The 16,281-nt window shown below is 66.6% G+C and carries 19 protein-coding genes; 16 read left to right on the top strand and 3 right to left on the bottom strand.

Annotated features, from left to right (window positions below):
• From cyoC to H3H37_RS00075, 5 genes are read left to right on the top strand one after another with little or no spacing between them, the layout of a single operon-like run.
• Positions 1-630, top strand: coding sequence for a cytochrome o ubiquinol oxidase subunit III (cyoC, locus tag H3H37_RS00095; protein WP_229218579.1), 630 nt, complete (start codon positions 1-3; stop codon positions 628-630).
• On the top strand, positions 627-1,052 hold the full coding sequence (cyoD, locus tag H3H37_RS00090; RefSeq protein ID WP_182158881.1) for a cytochrome o ubiquinol oxidase subunit IV: 426 nt from the start codon (positions 627-629) through the stop codon (positions 1,050-1,052). The genes cyoC and cyoD overlap by 4 nt, the downstream gene beginning before the upstream one ends.
• Positions 1,049-1,849 carry an SURF1 family protein gene (locus H3H37_RS00085; protein ID WP_182158879.1) on the top strand — a complete coding sequence of 267 codons (801 nt, stop codon included), beginning with the start codon at positions 1,049-1,051 and terminating at the stop codon, positions 1,847-1,849. The genes cyoD and H3H37_RS00085 overlap by 4 nt, the downstream gene beginning before the upstream one ends.
• Complete coding sequence (locus H3H37_RS00080) at positions 1,833-3,182, top strand: ATP-binding protein (RefSeq protein WP_182158877.1); 1,350 nt, start codon at positions 1,833-1,835, stop codon at positions 3,180-3,182. The genes H3H37_RS00085 and H3H37_RS00080 overlap by 17 nt, the downstream gene beginning before the upstream one ends.
• On the top strand, positions 3,172-3,708 hold the full coding sequence (locus H3H37_RS00075; RefSeq protein ID WP_182158875.1) for a response regulator transcription factor: 537 nt from the start codon (positions 3,172-3,174) through the stop codon (positions 3,706-3,708). Before H3H37_RS00080 ends, H3H37_RS00075 begins: the two co-directional genes overlap by 11 nt.
• 32 nt (positions 3,709-3,740) lie before the next feature.
• Here the strand turns inward: H3H37_RS00075 and H3H37_RS00070 are convergent, their stop codons facing one another.
• A complete protein-coding gene (locus H3H37_RS00070) occupies positions 3,741-4,142 on the bottom strand; it encodes a cupin domain-containing protein (RefSeq protein ID WP_220456292.1) in 402 nt (133 codons plus the stop codon).
• A 42-nt stretch (positions 4,143-4,184) separates the two neighbouring features.
• The gene (hpaR, locus tag H3H37_RS00065; RefSeq protein WP_255459110.1) at positions 4,185-4,634 is read right to left on the bottom strand and encodes a homoprotocatechuate degradation operon regulator HpaR; all 450 of its coding nucleotides are present in this window, start codon (positions 4,632-4,634) and stop codon (positions 4,185-4,187) included.
• 249 nt (positions 4,635-4,883) lie between these two features.
• Between hpaR and H3H37_RS00060 the strand changes: the two genes are divergently transcribed.
• The 9 genes from H3H37_RS00060 (at position 4,884) to H3H37_RS00020 (ending at position 12,435) form a co-directional block, all read left to right on the top strand.
• Positions 4,884-6,536 carry a methyl-accepting chemotaxis protein gene (locus tag H3H37_RS00060; protein WP_182158871.1) on the top strand — a complete coding sequence of 551 codons (1,653 nt, stop codon included), beginning with the start codon at positions 4,884-4,886 and terminating at the stop codon, positions 6,534-6,536.
• A gap of 166 nt (positions 6,537-6,702) precedes the next feature.
• Entirely contained in the window at positions 6,703-7,554 is an 852-nt protein-coding gene (locus H3H37_RS00055) for an urease accessory protein UreD (protein ID WP_182158869.1), read from the top strand.
• Positions 7,555-7,566: 12 nt separating this feature from the next.
• Positions 7,567-7,869: an urease subunit gamma gene (locus tag H3H37_RS00050; RefSeq protein ID WP_182158867.1), complete on the top strand. Its 303-nt coding sequence runs from the start codon at positions 7,567-7,569 to the stop codon at positions 7,867-7,869.
• A gap of 90 nt (positions 7,870-7,959) precedes the next feature.
• Positions 7,960-8,286: an urease subunit beta gene (locus tag H3H37_RS00045; protein ID WP_182158865.1), complete on the top strand. Its 327-nt coding sequence runs from the start codon at positions 7,960-7,962 to the stop codon at positions 8,284-8,286.
• Positions 8,287-8,290: 4 nt separating this feature from the next.
• Positions 8,291-9,991 carry an urease subunit alpha gene (gene ureC, locus H3H37_RS00040; RefSeq protein WP_182158863.1) on the top strand — a complete coding sequence of 567 codons (1,701 nt, stop codon included), beginning with the start codon at positions 8,291-8,293 and terminating at the stop codon, positions 9,989-9,991.
• A 16-nt stretch (positions 9,992-10,007) separates the two neighbouring features.
• On the top strand, positions 10,008-10,520 hold the full coding sequence (ureE, locus tag H3H37_RS00035; RefSeq protein WP_182158861.1) for an urease accessory protein UreE: 513 nt from the start codon (positions 10,008-10,010) through the stop codon (positions 10,518-10,520).
• A complete protein-coding gene (locus H3H37_RS00030) occupies positions 10,520-11,200 on the top strand; it encodes an urease accessory protein UreF (RefSeq protein ID WP_182160250.1) in 681 nt (226 codons plus the stop codon). Before ureE ends, H3H37_RS00030 begins: the two co-directional genes overlap by 1 nt.
• A 21-nt stretch (positions 11,201-11,221) precedes the next feature.
• A complete protein-coding gene (ureG, locus tag H3H37_RS00025; RefSeq protein WP_182158859.1) occupies positions 11,222-11,866 on the top strand; it encodes an urease accessory protein UreG in 645 nt (214 codons plus the stop codon).
• The gene (locus H3H37_RS00020) at positions 11,863-12,435 is read left to right on the top strand and encodes a HupE/UreJ family protein (protein WP_182158857.1); all 573 of its coding nucleotides are present in this window, start codon (positions 11,863-11,865) and stop codon (positions 12,433-12,435) included. The genes ureG and H3H37_RS00020 overlap by 4 nt, the downstream gene beginning before the upstream one ends.
• A gap of 53 nt (positions 12,436-12,488) precedes the next feature.
• Here the strand turns inward: H3H37_RS00020 and H3H37_RS00015 are convergent, their stop codons facing one another.
• Positions 12,489-13,109 (bottom strand): 1-acyl-sn-glycerol-3-phosphate acyltransferase, encoded by a 621-nt coding sequence (locus H3H37_RS00015; RefSeq protein ID WP_182158855.1) that lies wholly within the window; start codon positions 13,107-13,109, stop codon positions 12,489-12,491.
• A 232-nt stretch (positions 13,110-13,341) separates the two neighbouring features.
• On the opposite strand from H3H37_RS00015, the gene H3H37_RS00010 reads away from it, so the two are divergent.
• Both H3H37_RS00010 and H3H37_RS00005 read left to right on the top strand, forming a co-directional pair.
• A complete protein-coding gene (locus H3H37_RS00010; protein ID WP_182158853.1) occupies positions 13,342-14,736 on the top strand; it encodes a sigma-54 dependent transcriptional regulator in 1,395 nt (464 codons plus the stop codon).
• A 387-nt stretch (positions 14,737-15,123) separates the two neighbouring features.
• On the top strand, positions 15,124-16,281 hold a 1,158-nt coding region (locus tag H3H37_RS00005), incomplete at its 3' end, for a hypothetical protein (RefSeq protein ID WP_182158851.1).

Here is a 16,281-nt window from a genome sequence, read left to right as displayed (position 1 = left end):
ATGAACGCTAATATCCCTGCCGGCGCCATGAGCGCCGACCCGAGCGCGCGTTACTACGTGCTCGAGCACCACCCGGAAAACGGCACGCTGCTCGGTTTCTGGATGTACCTGATGAGCGACTGCCTGATCTTCGCCTGCCTGTTCGCCGCCTACGCTGTCCTGGGCCGCAACTACGCGGGCGGCCCGTCGGGCGCCGAGATCTTCGAACTGCCGGTGGTGGCGCTGAACACGGCGTTCCTGCTGCTGTCGTCGATCACCTACGGCTTCGCCATGCTGACCATGGCCAAGAAGCAGAAGGGCGCCACCCTGGTGTGGCTGGCCATCACCGGCGTGCTCGGTGCCTGCTTCCTGACCCTGGAACTGCAAGAGTTCGCGCACCTGATCGCCGAAGGCGCCGGTCCGCAGCGCAGCGGTTTCCTGACCTCGTTCTTCGCGCTGGTCGGCACCCACGGCCTGCACGTGACCTTTGGTATCGTATGGCTGGTCACGCTGATGTTCCAGGTCGTCAAGCACGGCCTGACGCCTGAGAACGGCCGCCGCCTGATGTGCCTGTCGATGTTCTGGCACTTCCTGGACGTGGTCTGGATCGGCGTGTTTACCTTTGTCTACCTGATGGGAGTGCTGCCATGAGCGACCACAATCACCACGGCCACGGCCACGACGACCACGGCCACGGCCACCACGGCCATGACGACCACGCCAGCCACGGCAGCCTGAAGACCTACGCGATCGGTTTCATCCTGTCCGTGATCCTGACGGCCATCCCGTTCTGGATGGTGATGCACAAGGTGTTCGACAAGTCGAGCACCACGGCCTTCGTCATCCTGGCCATCGGCGCGGTGCAGATCGTGGTCCACATGGTCTACTTCCTGCACATGAACGCGAAATCGGAAGGCGGCTGGAACATGCTGGCGCTGCTGTTCACGACCATGCTGCTGGTGGTCATGCTGAGCGGTTCGATCTGGGTCATGTACCACCTGAACCACAACATGATGCCTGGCATGGCCCAGGACGTGGGCACGGTCGTGCAGAAAATGCGCGACATGCCATGATGGAATCGGCCGGACGGCGGCGCCGGCCCGCCATGCGCCTCGCATGGCTGGCCGGCGCCGCGCTGATGCTGGCCGGTTTCCTGGCGCTGGGCTGCTGGCAGTTGTGGCGCCTGCAATGGAAACTGGACCTCATCGAACGGGTCAACCAGCGCGTGCATGCCGCGCCGGTTCCCGCGCCCGGTCCGTCCCTGTGGCCGCACCTGTCGGCCACGGCGGACGAATACTTGCGCATCACGGCGGCCGGCAACTGGCTGCCCAACTACTCCACCCGCGTACAAGCTTCCACCGAACAGGGCACCGGTTTCTGGCTGCTCACCCCCTTGTGCCGTCCTGATGGCAGCATCCTGCTGGTCAACCGCGGCTTCGTACCCGCGCGTCCCGGCGACTACACCCCCGTCGCGCCCTTGCGCGCCCAGCCCAACACCTGCCTGCCGCACGCGGCCGGCGGCCCCGATGAAGCCACCGTCACCGGCCTGCTGCGGCTGACCGAGCCGCGTGGCAGCGTGGTGCGTTACAATGACGCCGCCACCAGCCGCTGGTACTCGCGCGATGTGGACGCCATCGGCTTCTCGCACCGCCTGCGCCGCGTGGCGCCGTACTTCGTCGATGCCGAGGCCGGGCCGGGAGCCGCGTCGCCCGATGGCGAGCATCCCGTGGGCGGGCTGACCGTGGTTTCCTTCCGCAACAACCATTTGGTTTATGCTCTCACCTGGTTCGCGCTCGCCCTGATGGCGGCTGGCGCCTGCCTGTTGCTGACGCGAGACAAATGGAAACGCCGTGATGGAGAAACACAATGACGGTCCGGCCAGGGACACTGGCTTGACCGAGCGCTGGAACGCCGCCGTGAGCGGTGGCCGCGCGCCCGGACACAAGAACATGCTGTTGCTGATCCAGCTGCGCTGGATCGCCGTGGCGGGACAGGTGACGACGATCGTCATTGCCGCCATCGTCTTCGGCGTGCAACTGCCGCTGCCCTACATGCTGGAAGTGGTGGCCTGCCTGGTCGGCTTCAACGTGGCCAGCCATCTGCGCTGGAGCGAACAGCAGGAAGTGACGAACAGCGAACTGTTCCTGTCGCTGCTGGTGGACGTGATCAGCCTCACGGCCCAGCTCTACCTGAGCGGCGGCACCAACAACCCGTTCGCCTTCCTCTACCTGCTGCAAGTGATCCTGAGCGCCGTGCTGCTGCGCGGCTGGGCCACCTGGATCATCGTGCTGGCCACCAGCGTGTGCCTGGCCGGGCTGGCCCTGTTCGCCAAGCCGCTGCCGCTGCAGCTCGACCACAGCCGCGGCATCTTCAGCCTCTACGTGCAAGGGCTGCTGCTGTGCTTCGCGCTGGACGCGGCGCTGCTGGTGTTCTTCATCCGCCGCATCACCAACAACCTGCGCGCCGGCGACGCCAAGCTGGCCGCGCTGCGCCAGCGCGCCGCCGAGGAGGAGCACATCGTGCGCATGGGCCTGCTCGCCTCGGGCGCCGCCCATGAACTGGGGACGCCGCTGGCCACCCTGTCCGTGATCCTGGGCGACTGGCGCCGCATGCCGGCCGTCAGCAAGAACCCCGACCTGCTGGAGGACATCACGGAAATGCAGGCCCAGCTCCAGCGCTGCAAATCCATCGTCAGCGGCATTTTGCTGTCGGCCGGCGAAGCGCGCGGCGAATCGTCGGTGCGCACCACCATCCACACCTTCCTCGATCAACTGACGGCCGAATGGCGGGCCAGCCGCCCGGTGGCCGCGTTCGACTATTACAACCGCATCGGCGAGGACTTGCCGGTGGTGTTCGACTCGGCCCTCAAGCAGATGATCTGCAATGTGCTCGACAACGCGCTCGAAGCGTCGCCCGAGTGGCTGAGTTTTGTCGCCACGCGCGAGGACGACATGCTGGTCATGTCCGTGTCCGACAGCGGCCCCGGTTTCGCGCCCGAGATCCTGGCCCAGTTCGGCAAGCCCTACAATTCGAGCAAGGGCCGGCCCGGTGGCGGGCTGGGCCTGTTCCTGTCCGTGAACGTGGCCCGCACGCTGGGCGGCACGGTCGAAGCGCGCAACCGGCCGCAAGGTGGCGCGTCGGTGCAAATGCGGCTGCCGCTGGCCGCGCTGGTGTTGGAAGAGGAGTCGGCAGATGCCGAATGAACGACTGTTACTGATCATCGAAGACGACGCGGCATTCGCGCGCACCCTGAGCCGCTCGTTCGAGCGCCGCGATTACACGGTGCTGCTGGCGGCCAACCAGGAAGAAGCGGCGGCGCTGCTGGAACAGCACAATCCCGGCTATGCCGTGGTCGATCTCAAACTGAAGGGCAATTCCTCGGGCCTGGCCTGCGTGCAGATGCTGCACCAGCACGACGAGGACATGCTGATCGTGGTGCTGACCGGTTTCGCCAGCATCAACACGGCGGTGGAAGCGATCAAGCTGGGCGCCTGCCAATACCTGGCCAAGCCGTCCAACACGGACGACATCGAAGCCGCCTTCGGCCACGTGGCCGGCAGCGCCGAGATCGAAGTGACGGCCCGTTCCACCTCGATCAAGACGCTGGAGTGGGAGCGCATCCACGCCGTGCTGGCCGAAGCCGACTTCAATATTTCGGAAACGGCCCGCCGCCTCGGCATGCACCGGCGCACGCTGGCGCGCAAGCTGGAAAAGCAGCGGGTGAAGTAGCCCAGGGCCTGTCTTATGCCCCGCAATCCGGTTTAATGCGGGCTATCGTACAGCGGCTTGTTCTTGTCGACGACGTGGACCGTAAACAGCTTGAACGAGGTGTCGCCCACGACTTTGGCGCCGCCATGCACGACGTCGCGCAGATTCATGACGGCGGTGCCGGTGGCGATCAGGGACGGCGCCTTGCCCGGCGTCTGCAGCATCGCCCCCTGCAGCACGTAAGCGGCTTCCACGCCGTGATGGAAGTGCGGGGGAACGTCCTCGCCGGGTTTGAACTCCACGATGGAACTGATCACCTCCATGCCGGGCGCGCCGCTCAGCTCAACGCGCTTCAGCTCGGTGCGTGCGGACGAGTCCTGGGCGAAAGCAGGTGCATGGGCGAGCATGCCAACGATGCTGCATGTGAGCAGCAGGGCCGATCGTATCGCGTTCATTTGCTGGTCTCCCGATTATCGATTGAGTTTCCGATTCTATCTTCAAACGTTGGCGGTCGGCGTGTCCGCGTCCAGTTCGACGAACGCCTCGCACATGTCAATCAGCGTCTGGAACCGTTCCGCGCCAAATGCCTGCTCGATGTGCTCGTACTGCCGCATCACCAACGGCAGCATCTGTTCCACCACCGCGCTGCCATGGGCAGCCAGCCTCACCATGACGCGGCGCTTGTCGCCGGCCACCGGGTGGCGGAGCACCAGCCCGCTTTTTTCCATGCGTGCCAGCACACCGGCCATGCTGGCGCTGACCATGCCGCATTGCTGGCATAGCTCGCGCGGTTCCAGCTCGCCGTGTTCGGCCAGCCCGCGCAGGATGCGCCACTGTTGTTCCGAGATGCCGAACTGGTGCAACAGCGGCCGAAAATATTGCATCAGGCTTTCCCTGGTCCGTCCGATGAGCTGAGGCAAATCGCGAAACGGGAGCGGGTTATTCATCGGCGTTCCATCTAAAGTCGAATGTTTTGCTCAAGTATATCAGTTGACTGAGAGCAAGTAACATGCTGTAATCACTAATATATTAGTAGTTCACAAGGCTACCGACGCTCCCTCCGTTGCCTCCGCGACCATCCCGTACCAACGCGTCCAACCCAGCGTGGCGCACGCGCCATCCATGCGCCTGCGGCAGCTGTTCGCCCCTGTGCATGCCGCTTAGGCGCACCTTCAAGAACTGATCGAGTAGAAAATATGTTGCTAAGTAACTTTAAAGTGGGCACCCGCTTGTCCATCGGCTTTTTTGGTTTGATCCTGCTGCTGGCCGGCGTGACGGTGCTGGGGGTGACGCGGTTGAGCGCGCTTAACGAGAGCACGGAACTGATCGTCAAGGACCGCTACCCCAAAGTCGCCATCGCCAACAAGATATTGCAGGGCATCAGCGCCAGCGCGATCACGCTGCGCGAATTACTGCTGACGGATGACCCGCAGCAAATCAAGCAGGATCTGGATTCCATCGAGGCGATCCGGGTCGAGGTCAGCGCCGATATCGCCTTGCTGGACAAACTGCTGTCCACGCCCAAGGGACGGGAGATTTTTGCCCAGCTGGTGCAGGCGCGCGCCGACTACCGCGTCAGCCAGGATGCGTTTTTGCAACAGGTCGCCGCAGGCAACAAGGAACAGGCCAACGCGATCTTGCGCGGTGAATTGCTGCGCAAGCAGAAACTGTATTTCAGCCAGGTCGAGAACCTCATCAAGCTCGGTGGTCATCTGATGGAGCAGGGCGGCGCCGATGTGGCGCGCGAATACAGCAGTGGCGCGACGATCATGCTGACGCTGGCCGGTCTGGCGATGGTGCTGGCCGCCGGCTTTGGCTACATGGTCAGCAACAGCATCACGCGGCCGCTGCGACGGGCCGTGGAGATCGCCCGCACGGTGGCGTCCGGTGACCTGAGCAGTCGCATCGACGTGCATGGGCGCGATGAAACGGCGCAGCTGATGCAGGCGCTGCACGACATGAACGCCAGCCTGACGCGGCTGGTCGGCGAGGTGCGCCACGGCGCCGACGCCATCGCCGCGGCAACTGCCGACATTGCGGAGGGTAACCAGGACTTGTCCGTGCGCACCGAGCACCAGGCCAGCTCGCTGGAAGAAACGGCGTCGTCGATGGAGGAACTGACGGCGACCGTGCACCAGAACACGGACAACGCGCGGCTGGCCAATGAGCTGGCGGCGTCGGCCTCGGCCGTCGCGGTGCAGGGCGGCGCGGTGGTGGGCCAGGTGGTCGATACCATGGCGGCCATTCACGTCGCGTCCAACAACATCGTCGACATCATCGGCGTGATCGACGGCATCGCCTTCCAGACCAATATCCTGGCGTTGAACGCGGCGGTGGAGGCGGCCCGCGCGGGCGAGCAGGGACGCGGCTTCGCTGTGGTCGCGGGCGAGGTGCGTAGCCTGGCCCAGCGCTCCGCTACGGCGGCCAAGGAGATCAAGGCGCTGATCGACGATTCGGTGCAGCAGGTGGATGTGGGCGGCAAGCTGGTGGAGCGGGCGGGCAGCACGATGGCCGACGTCGTCGACAGCGTCAAGCGCGTGGCCGACATCATGGGCGAGATCGGCGCGGCCAGCCACGAGCAGAGCCTGGGCATCGGGCAGGTGCATCAGGCCATCACCGAGATGGACCAGGTGACGCAGCAGAATGCGGCGCTGGTTGAGCAGGCTGCGGCGGCGGCCGACGCGCTGCGCGAGCAGGCGACCCACCTGGCGCAGATGGTCAGCGTGTTCAAGCTGGCCGGGCCGGTGACGGCGGCGCCCGCGCCACTGGCTCAGCGTGCGCGGCCAGTGGTACGGGCACCGGCTATCCAGCCCGCCCGGTTGCAGGAACCGGTGGAGGCCTTCGAATAGGTCGTCTCCGCAAATGATCAAGCGATAGAACGAGCTCCTCCGCACGCAATTGGTGCAAAATAGCCAAGCCAGTGCGAAAAGTTAACTCTAAGCATGGTTAACTGAACATAAACGCTGGCACGCATATTGCTCATCAGTAAGGGTTGTCACTTTTGATTGCCCCACCATGCCTGATTGCATCGCACCGACCGGACTGGCCGCCAGCCAAAGCGCCTGGCAGGCCAGTCTCGCGCTCGGATTTGCCGACGATGCCGGCACCACCCGCCTGATCGACAACACGCACTGCGGCCCGCTGCGGGTGCAAAAGGCGCTGTACCCGGAAGGCGGGGCCGTGTGCCACGCGATCATCGTCCATCCGCCCGGCGGCGTGGTGGGCGGCGACCAGCTCTCCATCACCGCCACGGTGGGCGGTAACGCGCATGCCTTGCTCACCACACCCGGCGCGGCCAAATGGTACAAGGCCAACGGCAAGCGCTCGCGCCAGCATCTGCGGCTGGACGTGGAGCAGGGCGCATCGCTCGAATGGCTGCCGCAGGAAACCATCTTCTTCGACCAGGCCGACGTGGCGCTGGATCAGACCATCACCCTGGCGGCGGACGCCCGCTACATCGGCTGCGACATCCTGTGCATGGGCCGGCGCGCCTCGGGCGAGACCTACACCACGGGCCGCGTGGCGCAGCGCACCCAAATCCACCGCGACGGCACCTTGATCTGGTGGGAACAGGGCGCTTTGTTGGGCGGCCGGCTCGATAGCCCGCTCACGCTCAACGGCCACACCGTCTGCGCCACGCTGATCGCCGTCGGCCCGCCGCTGCCTGCCTCCGTGCTGACGGAACTGCGCGCCGACCTGGCCGACGATCCGGGCTTCGGCGTCACGCAAACCAGGGGCCTGCTGGTGGCGCGCCACCTGGGCGACGACAGCGAGGCCGCGCGCCGCGTCATTCTCGCCGTGTGGCGCCGCGTGCGCCCCCATCTGCTGGGACGCGAGGCCGTCACGCCGCGCATCTGGCAAACCTGAACTGGAACCATCATGGACCTGACCCCACGCGAAAAAGACAAACTGCTGATCTTCACGGCCGGCCTGCTGGCCGAGCGCCGCCTCGCGCGCGGCCTGAAGCTTAATTATCCGGAGGCCATCGCGCTGATCACCTGCGCCATCCTGGAAGGCGCGCGCGATGGCAAGACCGTGGCGCAGCTGATGTCGGACGGCGCCAAGATCCTCACCCGGGCCGACGTGATGGAGGGTGTGCCCGAAATGATCCCCGATATCCAGGTCGAGGCCACGTTCCCGGACGGGAGCAAGCTGGTGACCGTGCATCACCCGATTCCGTGAGTGCGCCGACGATCTCGGTGTACTTCCCGCGCAAGGCGGCCCATCCGGCCGCCGATGTGCAAAATTTTTATTGTTTTTAAGGAGCCCTTCATGATCCCAGGCGAATATCTGCTCGAAGAGGGCGCAATCGATTTGAATGCGGGACGCGAGACGGCCACCGTGGTGGTCCGCAACCAAGGCGACCGGCCGATACAGGTCGGCTCGCACTTCCATTTTTTCGAGGTCAATCCCGCGCTGGCGTTCGAGCGCTGGAAGGCCTACGGCATGCGGTTGAATATCGCGGCCGGTACCGCTGTCCGTTTTGAACCGGGCCAGCAACGCACCGTTGAACTGGTCAAACTGGCCGGCGACCAGGAGGTCTATGGTTTCAACGGCGCGGTGCAGGGCAAACTGAAATCCACGCCACCCAGGAGCTGATGACATGGCGACCATTTCGCGCCAGGCTTATGCCGAGATGTTCGGCCCCACCACAGGGGACCGCATCCGGCTGGCCGACACCGCGTTGTTCATCGAGATCGAGCACGATTACGCCACCTATGGTGAGGAAGTGAAGTTCGGCGGCGGCAAAGTGATCCGCGACGGCATGGGCCAGTCGCAGCGCGTGCATGCGCAGGTGATGGACACCGTCATCACCAATGCCGTCATCGTCGACCACTGGGGCATCGTGAAGGCGGACATTGGCCTGAAGGACGGCATGATCGCCGCCATCGGCAAGGCCGGCAACCCGGACATCCAGCCCAACGTGACGATGGCCATCGGCGGCGCCACCGAGATCATCGCGGGCGAGGGCATGATCGTGACGGCGGGCGGCGTCGATACCCACATCCACTTTATCTGCCCGCAGCAGATCGAGGAAGCGCTGATGAGCGGCGTGACGACTATGATAGGCGGCGGCACCGGCCCGGCGGCCGGCACCTCGGCCACCACCTGCACGCCGGGCCCGTGGCATCTGCACGCCATGCTGGGCGCGGCCGACGCCTTCCCCATGAACCTGGGTTTCCTCGGCAAAGGCAACGTGAGCCTGCCCGCGCCGCTCGAAGAACAGGTGCGGGCCGGCGCCATCGGCCTCAAACTGCACGAGGACTGGGGCAGCACCCCGGCCGCCATCGACAACTGCCTGTCCGTGGCCGACCGCATGGACGTGCAGGTGGCCATCCACAGCGACACGCTGAACGAGGGCGGCTTCCTGGAGCACACGCTGGCCGCGTTCAAGGACCGCACCATCCACACCTTCCACACGGAAGGCGCGGGCGGCGGCCACGCGCCCGACATCATCGCGGCCGTAGGGCAGGGCAATGTGCTGCCATCGTCTACCAATCCCACCCGCCCGTTCACCGTCAACACGCTGGACGAGCACCTGGACATGCTGATGGTGTGCCACCACCTGGACGCGGCCATTGCCGAGGACGTGGCCTTCGCCGAGTCGCGCATCCGGCGCGAGACCATCGCGGCCGAGGATATCCTGCACGACCTGGGCGCGATCTCGATGATGTCGTCCGATTCGCAGGCCATGGGCCGGGTGGGCGAGGTGATCCTGCGCACTTGGCAGACGGCCCACAAGATGAAGACCCAGCGCGGCCCGCTGGCGCCGGACACGGCCCGCAACGATAACTTCCGCGTCAAGCGCTACGTCGCCAAGTACACCATCAACCCCGCCATCACGCACGGCATCGCGCACGCGGTCGGCTCGCTGGAGCCGGGCAAGATCGCCGACCTGGTGCTGTGGAAGCCGGCCTTCTTCGGCGTCAAGCCGTCGCTGATCCTGAAGGGCGGCATGATCGCGGCGGCGCAGATGGGCGACCCCAACGCCTCCATCCCCACGCCGCAACCCGTGCATTACCGGATGATGTTCGGCGCCTTCGGCGGCGGGCTGAAAAAATCGTTCACCTTCGTCTCGCAGGCCGCGTTCGACGCGGGCATCGGTGAACAGCTGAAATTGAACAAGACGCTGATCGTGGCGAAAAACATGCGTGCGCTGCGCAAGGCCGACATGATCCACAACGGCGCCACGCCGCAGATGGAAGTCGATCCCGAAACCTATGAAGTGCGCGCCGACGGCGAGCTGCTGGTGTGCGAGGCGGCGGCCGAGCTGCCGATGGCGCAGCGCTACTTCCTGTTCTGAACCTGTCGAGGAATCCATGCTGACATTGCACACGAAACTGCCGAAGTCCGCCACCGGCATCGGCGCCATCGCCGCCCAGCTGGTGCTGCCGTATGAGCTGCGTGAGAAGTGCCGCCTGCGCGCCACCCTGAGCACGGGCGAAGATGTGGCCGTGTACACCGTGCGCGGCACCGTGCTGCGCGACGGTGACCTGCTCACGGGTGAAGACGCGCGCGTGGTGCAGGTGGTGGCCGCCGACGAGCCGACCTACAAGGTCACCTGCGCCGATGCGCAAGCGCTGCTGCGCTGCGCCTTCCACCTGGGGAACCGGCACACGCAGGCGCAGGTGGGCGATGGCTTCCTGCGCATCCGCGCCGACGCCGTGCTCAAGGAGATGCTGGCCGGCCTGGGCGCGCGGGTGGAGGAGGAGATGGCGGCGTTCGAGCCGGAGTCCGGCGCCTACGGCGGCGGCCATGGCCACCATGACCACCATCCGCTGGCGCCCGTGCCGCTGCGCCAGAAAATACACCGTCCGGGCGACAGCGCATGATTTCCGCCTCCGCCCTGTTGCATCTGCTGCAGTTTGCCAGTCCGGCCTTGCCGATTGGCGCGTACAGCTATTCGCAAGGGCTGGAGGCGGCGCTGGAAAGCGGCATGGTGCGCGACGCGGCCAGCGCGCGCGCGTGGATCGCGCGCCACCTGCACGAGGTGATGGCGCAGTGGGAAGCGCCCGTGTGCTGGCGCCTGATGCAGGCCTACGCGCGGCGCGACGCGCACGCCGTGGCCGTATGGACGGAACGCTTCGTCGCTTCGCGCGACAGCGCCGAGTTCCGCGCCGAGACCATCCAGATGGGCTATTCGCTGGCCCAGTTGATCGCGCAACTGGAGATCGCGGACGCGGACTTGCTGGCGCTGTTGCGGCAAACGCCCGAAGTGCCGCTGCCAGCGGCCTACGCCTGCGCCGTGGCCGCGCTGGACCTGCCGCACGAGGCGGCGCTGCAAGCGATGCTGTTCGCCTGGGCCGAGAACCAGGTGCTGGTGTGCGTGAAGTCCGTGCCGCTGGGGCAGGTGGCGGGGCAGCGCATGCTGCTGTCGCTGCGTCCCGAGCTGGAGGCGGCCGCGCAGCATGCGCAAACCGTGGCCGATGACGACATGGGCAACTGGGCGCCCGGCCTGTCGCTGCTGTCGATGCGCCACGAGGCGCAGTACAGCCGGCTGTACCGATCCTGATTTGTGAAAGAGAGAACCGACATGACAACCACTTCCAATCCGCTGCGCGTGGGCATAGGCGGCCCCGTAGGCTCGGGCAAGACGGCGCTGTGCGAGATGCTGTGCAAGGGCATGCGCGACCAGTACGACATGGCCGTCATCACCAACGACATCTACACCAAGGAAGACATGGAGATCCTGCTGTGCGCCGACGCGCTGCCGGCCGAGCGGCTGATGGGCGTGGAGACGGGCGGCTGTCCGCACACGGCCATCCGCGAGGACGCCTCCATCAACCTGGAAGCGATCGCGCGCATGCAGGCCGATTTCCCCAACCTGGACCTGATCCTGGTGGAATCGGGCGGCGACAACCTGGCCGCCACCTTCAGCCCCGAGCTGTCCGACCTGACCATCTACGTGATCGACGTGGCCGGCGGCGAGAAGATCCCGCGCAAGGGCGGCCCCGGCATCACGCGTTCCGATCTGCTCATCATCAACAAGACCGACCTGGCGCCCCACGTGGGCGCCAACCTCGACGTCATGGCGCAGGACGCCAAACGCATGCGCGGCGCGCGCCCCTTCCTGTTCACCAACCTGCGCAGCGGGGACGGCGTGGCCGCCGTGATCGACTTCATCCGCGAACAGGGATTGCTGGGACCAGATCATCACATTGCAAAGGAGCTGACATGAAGAACCTCAAGCCACTATTGGCCGGCGCGCTGGCGCTGGCGTGCGTGCCTGCGCTGGCCCATCCCGCCGCAGTCGTCCACGGGCATGGCTTCGCGGCCGGTTTCATGCACCCGTTCACGGGGCTGGACCATGTGCTGGCGATGCTGGCCGTGGGCATCTGGAGCGTGCGCCAGCCGCATGCGCGCGCGCTGCCGCTCGCCTTCCTCGCCATGCTGTTCATCGGCGTGGTGACCGGCGTGGCCGGGTTGGAGATTCCGGAACTGGAGACGGGCATCGCGCTGTCGGTGGCGGTGATGGGGGTACTGATCTTCGTCGCGGCCCGCTTGCCCGCGTCCGTGGGCGCGCTGATGCTGGCGGTGTTCGCCATCCTGCATGGCAATGCGCATGGACACGAGATGCCGGCGGTCGCCAGCGCCATGGGGCTGCTGGCAGGCAGCGCGCTGCTGGTGGAGGCCGGGCGTTTGCTGGGGCGCGTGAGCCCGGCGCTGTTGCTCAAGCTGGCCGGGGCGGTGATCGCGGCGGCCGGGGTGATGCTGGCCGCGTCGGCCACGGCGTCCGGTATCGCCTGAGCGGGCGGCGCGGCCCTTCCGGGCGTGCCACGCGCACGTTCGTTTTTCGCTCTTTATTTGTCGCGCGGTTCCTGGCGGCGCTCGGACAGCACGATGGGCGCCGCCTTCTCCGGGTACAGGCCCAGGTGGCCTTCGTAGCCGGCGCGGATGGCGGCCATATCGGTCTCCTGGTCGCCCGTCAGGTGCACATGGTCGACCAGGCCCAGCGTCTTGTTCGGGTAGTCGATGTAGACCAGGGCCAGCGGCACCTTCGCCTCCAGCGCCAGGTGATAAAAGCCGCTCTTCCAGTTGGGACGATGGCTGCGCGTGCCTTCGGGCGTGATGCCCACCCAGTACCAGTCGGCTGCGTTCATGCGCGCCGCCTGCGTTTTGATGGTGCCGCTCGGTGTGCCGCGCTCCACCGGTTCGCCGCCCAGCCAGCGGAACCACTTGCCCAGCGGCGACTTGAACAGACTATCCTTGGCCAGCCAGCGGAAGGGCAGGTCGAGCGCCCATTTGCCCAGTAAGCCGATCGGGAAATCCCAGTTCGATGTGTGGGGATAGATCACGGCGATGCCGCGCGGACCCGGCAGTGGCCGGTACAACATGCGCCAGCCAAACAGGCCCAGCAGGCGCAGCGAGGTGCGCTGGCGCCAGGTGGGCAGATCACTCGGCCGCAACAGATAGTCGGTCATGCTCATCACCCCGTCGTTATTATAGTTTTGTTTTCTTTTCACTATTGACAGGCTGGCATATCGCTAGTCAAAAAATCCGCCCGCATTCTATCCGGGTGCGGCCGGAGCGGCAAGCGATTCGACGGCCTGATATTGCCGGGCCTGCCTTTCCAAGGGAACAATAGGACGCTTTCCCGGTCAAAACAAGTTTCGCCGCTCAGTGTGGGTGGCGGAGCTCCTGATCGGGTAGCCTATGAACCCAACACCCATCCTGTGCCTGGCCGTGGGCGACCGAGGCGTGCTGGACGCGGCGGCGGCCGCATTGCCGGGCTGGACGCTGTGCCGGGCCGCCGGGCTGGCCGAGGCGCGCCGCGCACTGCGCGTGCAGCCGGCCCCGGTCGGACTGCTGCTGTTCGATGCCGATCCGCGCGGCGAGGAGGCGCTCGACGCCTTCCTGCGCGAGCATTGGTACATGTTGTGGATCGCGGTGTTCCATCCGCCGGCGCTGCACGTGCCCGCGTGGCGCGCGCTGGTGCACGAGCACTGCTGGGACTTCCACACCTGGCCGCTCGATGCGGCTCGCCTGCATCACACAATCGGTCATGCCCAGGGCATGGCGGCCTTGCGCGGCGCGCCGTCAGGCGGCGATGGCCAGTGCGGGTCCGGTACGCCTGAAGCGGCGGACGGGCCGTGCTGCGCGCCGGACGCGGCGCTGACCGGACGCAGCGCGGCCATCGTCCGGCTGCGCGGCCAGATCGGCAAGGTGGCGGGGGCCAGTGCGCCCGTGCTGATCTGGGGCGAGAGCGGCAGCGGCAAGGAACTGGTGGCCAAGGCCGTGCACCTGCATTCGCCGCGCGCGGCCGGGCCGTTCGTCCCCGTCAATTGCGGCGCCATGCCGGCCAGCCTGATCCAGTCGGAACTGTTCGGGTATGAACGGGGCGCGTTCACCGGCGCGGCACGCGAGAAGCAAGGGTTGATCGAGTCGGCCGCCGGCGGCTCCCTGTTCCTCGACGAAATCGGCGATCTGCCGATGGAGTTGCAAGCGAACCTGCTGCGTTTCCTGCAGGAGAAGACCATCTGCCGGGTGGGCGCGACCCGCAGCGTGGAAGTGGACGTGCGCGTGATTGCCGCGTCGCACGTGCAGTTGCAGCAGGCGGTGCAACGTGGCGCCTTCCGCGAGGACTTGTATTACCGCCTCAACGTGCTGGCGCTGGACGTGCCGCCGCTGCGCGACCGGCGCGATGATGTGGCGGCGCTGGCCGGGCACTTCTTCCAGCTGTACGGGGCCGAGCGCGCGCCGCGCCTGCGCGGCTTCAGCAGCCGCGCCATGCAGATGTTGCGCGAGCATGACTGGCCTGGCAATGTGCGCGAACTGATCAACCGGGTGCGGCGCGCCATGGTGATGGCGGAAGGGCGGTTGATTTCGGCCGCCGACCTGGGGCTGGCCGAACCCGCCGTGCAGTCTGACGGAGCGCCGCTGGGCGACGCGCGCAGCCGCGCCGAACGCGATGCCATCGACGCGTCGTTGCTGCGGGCCGGGCGCAACATGACAGTGGCCGCGCGCGAGCTGGGCGTCTCGCGCATGACGCTGTACCGGCTGCTGGCCAAGCACGGTATCGCGCCACCATCGCGGGCCAGCCAGCCGTAGCGCGGCAAAGGCCTGTGTCCTGGGCCTGTGTCATCGGCGTGTGTCATCGGCGTGTGTCACAGGCGTGTCACTGTCGTGTTACGGCTTGCGCCAGGACATTTTTTTACCGTTGGGTTGAACGCGGCGCTGCGTTGTCGGGGTCTGGCCCGGTAGGCGCCCGCCGTTCCGTCCGCCAGCGTTTGTCACATGGATGAGACGAACAGCGAGGCCAGGCGCGGGGGGCGGCAGCGCCAACGCACTTGTCCAGCGACTATTTGTTCTTGTTTTTCAAGGAGTTGCCCTTGTCGCGCGGCAGGTGGCATCAAGCTTGCGATGACTGGCAGGCCGGGCACATGCTGGCCCGGCCACGCAATTACCGATCAACCCCTTGGAAGCCAGGAAACAGCCATGAACAGAACTCTGATCAGTACAGCCATCGCGCTCGCGTTCAGCGTCAGCGCGTATGCCCAGACGACACCGCCTACTGTGTCGACCGCCCAATCGGGCGCCGGAGCGATCGCCAACGACAATGCCAGCGCCACCCAGGACAGCAGCAGCAACCGCAACAACGACAGCAGCAACAGGAACAATAACAATAACAGCACGGGCGGCGCTGCCGCCAGCGCTGTTGGCGCCGTGTCCGCCAACAACGGCGCCACCGCCACCTCCACATTCAGCAACTCGTTCAACAATTCCAACGCCACGGCCACCAGCAACCTGAATGGCTCGGTCAGCAACAACGCGGTCCAGAACATCGGCAACACGGCCAGCAACGCCGGCAATACCACCGGTGGCGCAGCGGCCGGTGGCACGGGCGGCATGGGCACAGGCGGCGTGGCCACCGTGACGGGCGGCGCCGGTGGTGGCGCTGCTGGCGGCAATGGTGCGGCCGGCGGGATCGGCGGCACCGCCACCAACGGCAGTGCCAGTAACGGCAACGCGGTTGGCGGCGGCGCCAGTGGCGGCATGGGCGGGGCTGGCGGTGCGGCCGCCAACGCCACCAGTGGCGCCGGTGGCGCGGGCGCGGCGGGTGGCGCCGGCGGTGCCGGTGGCGCTGGCGGCAACATCATCGGCGGCGCCGGTGGCATGGGTGGCGCCACCGGATTGGCCACGGGTGGCGCAGGCGGCAATGCCGGTGGCTCGACCGGCGGCGCCGGCGGCGGCAGCGGTATCGCCAACGGCGCCAATGGCGGCATGGGCGGCAGCACCGGTAATGCCTCGGGTGGCGCGGGCGGGGCAGGTGGCATGGGTGGCTTGGGCGGAGGCGGCGCGGCCGGCGGCGATGGCTATGGCGGCACGTCCACGGCCGGCAATTCGCCCGCCGGCGGCGGCGCCAATTCCAGCGGCGCCACGTCAACCAACAACCACGGCACGTCGGGTGAATCGACGCCAGGCACGCCACCGAGCCAGGCGTCCAGCGCATCAACGGGCGCCAGCACGGGCGGTGCGGCCAGCACCGGTGACAGCAACGGTACCGGCGGCAGCGCCACGGGCGGCGCCGGTGGCAGCGGTGCTGCCGGCGGTGCGGGCGGTGCCGGCGCGGCCGGCACGGCGGGCAGCAACACG

It is taken from the genome of Rugamonas brunnea (genome assembly GCF_014042345.1).
In the GTDB taxonomy this organism is placed as follows: domain Bacteria; phylum Pseudomonadota; class Gammaproteobacteria; order Burkholderiales; family Burkholderiaceae_D; genus Rugamonas; species Rugamonas brunnea.
This window is presented reverse-complemented; position numbering and strand designations above follow the sequence as displayed.

Bases quoted from the DNA above. Each gene is read 5' to 3' on its own strand.
- ureG (WP_182158859.1), top strand. From the start codon at position 11,222: ATGACAACCACTTCCAATCCGCTGCGCGTGGGCATAGGCGGCCCCGTA.
- H3H37_RS00050 (WP_182158867.1), top strand. From the start codon at position 7,567: ATGGACCTGACCCCACGCGAAAAAGACAAACTGCTGATCTTCACGGCC.
- H3H37_RS00075 (WP_182158875.1), top strand. From the start codon at position 3,172: ATGCCGAATGAACGACTGTTACTGATCATCGAAGACGACGCGGCATTC.
- H3H37_RS00015 (WP_182158855.1), bottom strand. From the start codon at position 13,109: ATGACCGACTATCTGTTGCGGCCGAGTGATCTGCCCACCTGGCGCCAG.
- H3H37_RS00045 (WP_182158865.1), top strand. From the start codon at position 7,960: ATGATCCCAGGCGAATATCTGCTCGAAGAGGGCGCAATCGATTTGAAT.
- ureE (WP_182158861.1), top strand. From the start codon at position 10,008: ATGCTGACATTGCACACGAAACTGCCGAAGTCCGCCACCGGCATCGGC.
- H3H37_RS00010 (WP_182158853.1), top strand. From the start codon at position 13,342: ATGAACCCAACACCCATCCTGTGCCTGGCCGTGGGCGACCGAGGCGTG.
- H3H37_RS00070 (WP_220456292.1), bottom strand. From the start codon at position 4,142: ATGAACGCGATACGATCGGCCCTGCTGCTCACATGCAGCATCGTTGGC.
- H3H37_RS00080 (WP_182158877.1), top strand. From the start codon at position 1,833: ATGGAGAAACACAATGACGGTCCGGCCAGGGACACTGGCTTGACCGAG.
- H3H37_RS00020 (WP_182158857.1), top strand. From the start codon at position 11,863: ATGAAGAACCTCAAGCCACTATTGGCCGGCGCGCTGGCGCTGGCGTGC.
- hpaR (WP_255459110.1), bottom strand. From the start codon at position 4,634: ATGAATAACCCGCTCCCGTTTCGCGATTTGCCTCAGCTCATCGGACGG.
- H3H37_RS00060 (WP_182158871.1), top strand. From the start codon at position 4,884: ATGTTGCTAAGTAACTTTAAAGTGGGCACCCGCTTGTCCATCGGCTTT.
- H3H37_RS00055 (WP_182158869.1), top strand. From the start codon at position 6,703: ATGCCTGATTGCATCGCACCGACCGGACTGGCCGCCAGCCAAAGCGCC.
- H3H37_RS00085 (WP_182158879.1), top strand. From the start codon at position 1,049: ATGATGGAATCGGCCGGACGGCGGCGCCGGCCCGCCATGCGCCTCGCA.
- cyoD (WP_182158881.1), top strand. From the start codon at position 627: ATGAGCGACCACAATCACCACGGCCACGGCCACGACGACCACGGCCAC.
- ureC (WP_182158863.1), top strand. From the start codon at position 8,291: ATGGCGACCATTTCGCGCCAGGCTTATGCCGAGATGTTCGGCCCCACC.
- cyoC (WP_229218579.1), top strand. From the start codon at position 1: ATGAACGCTAATATCCCTGCCGGCGCCATGAGCGCCGACCCGAGCGCG.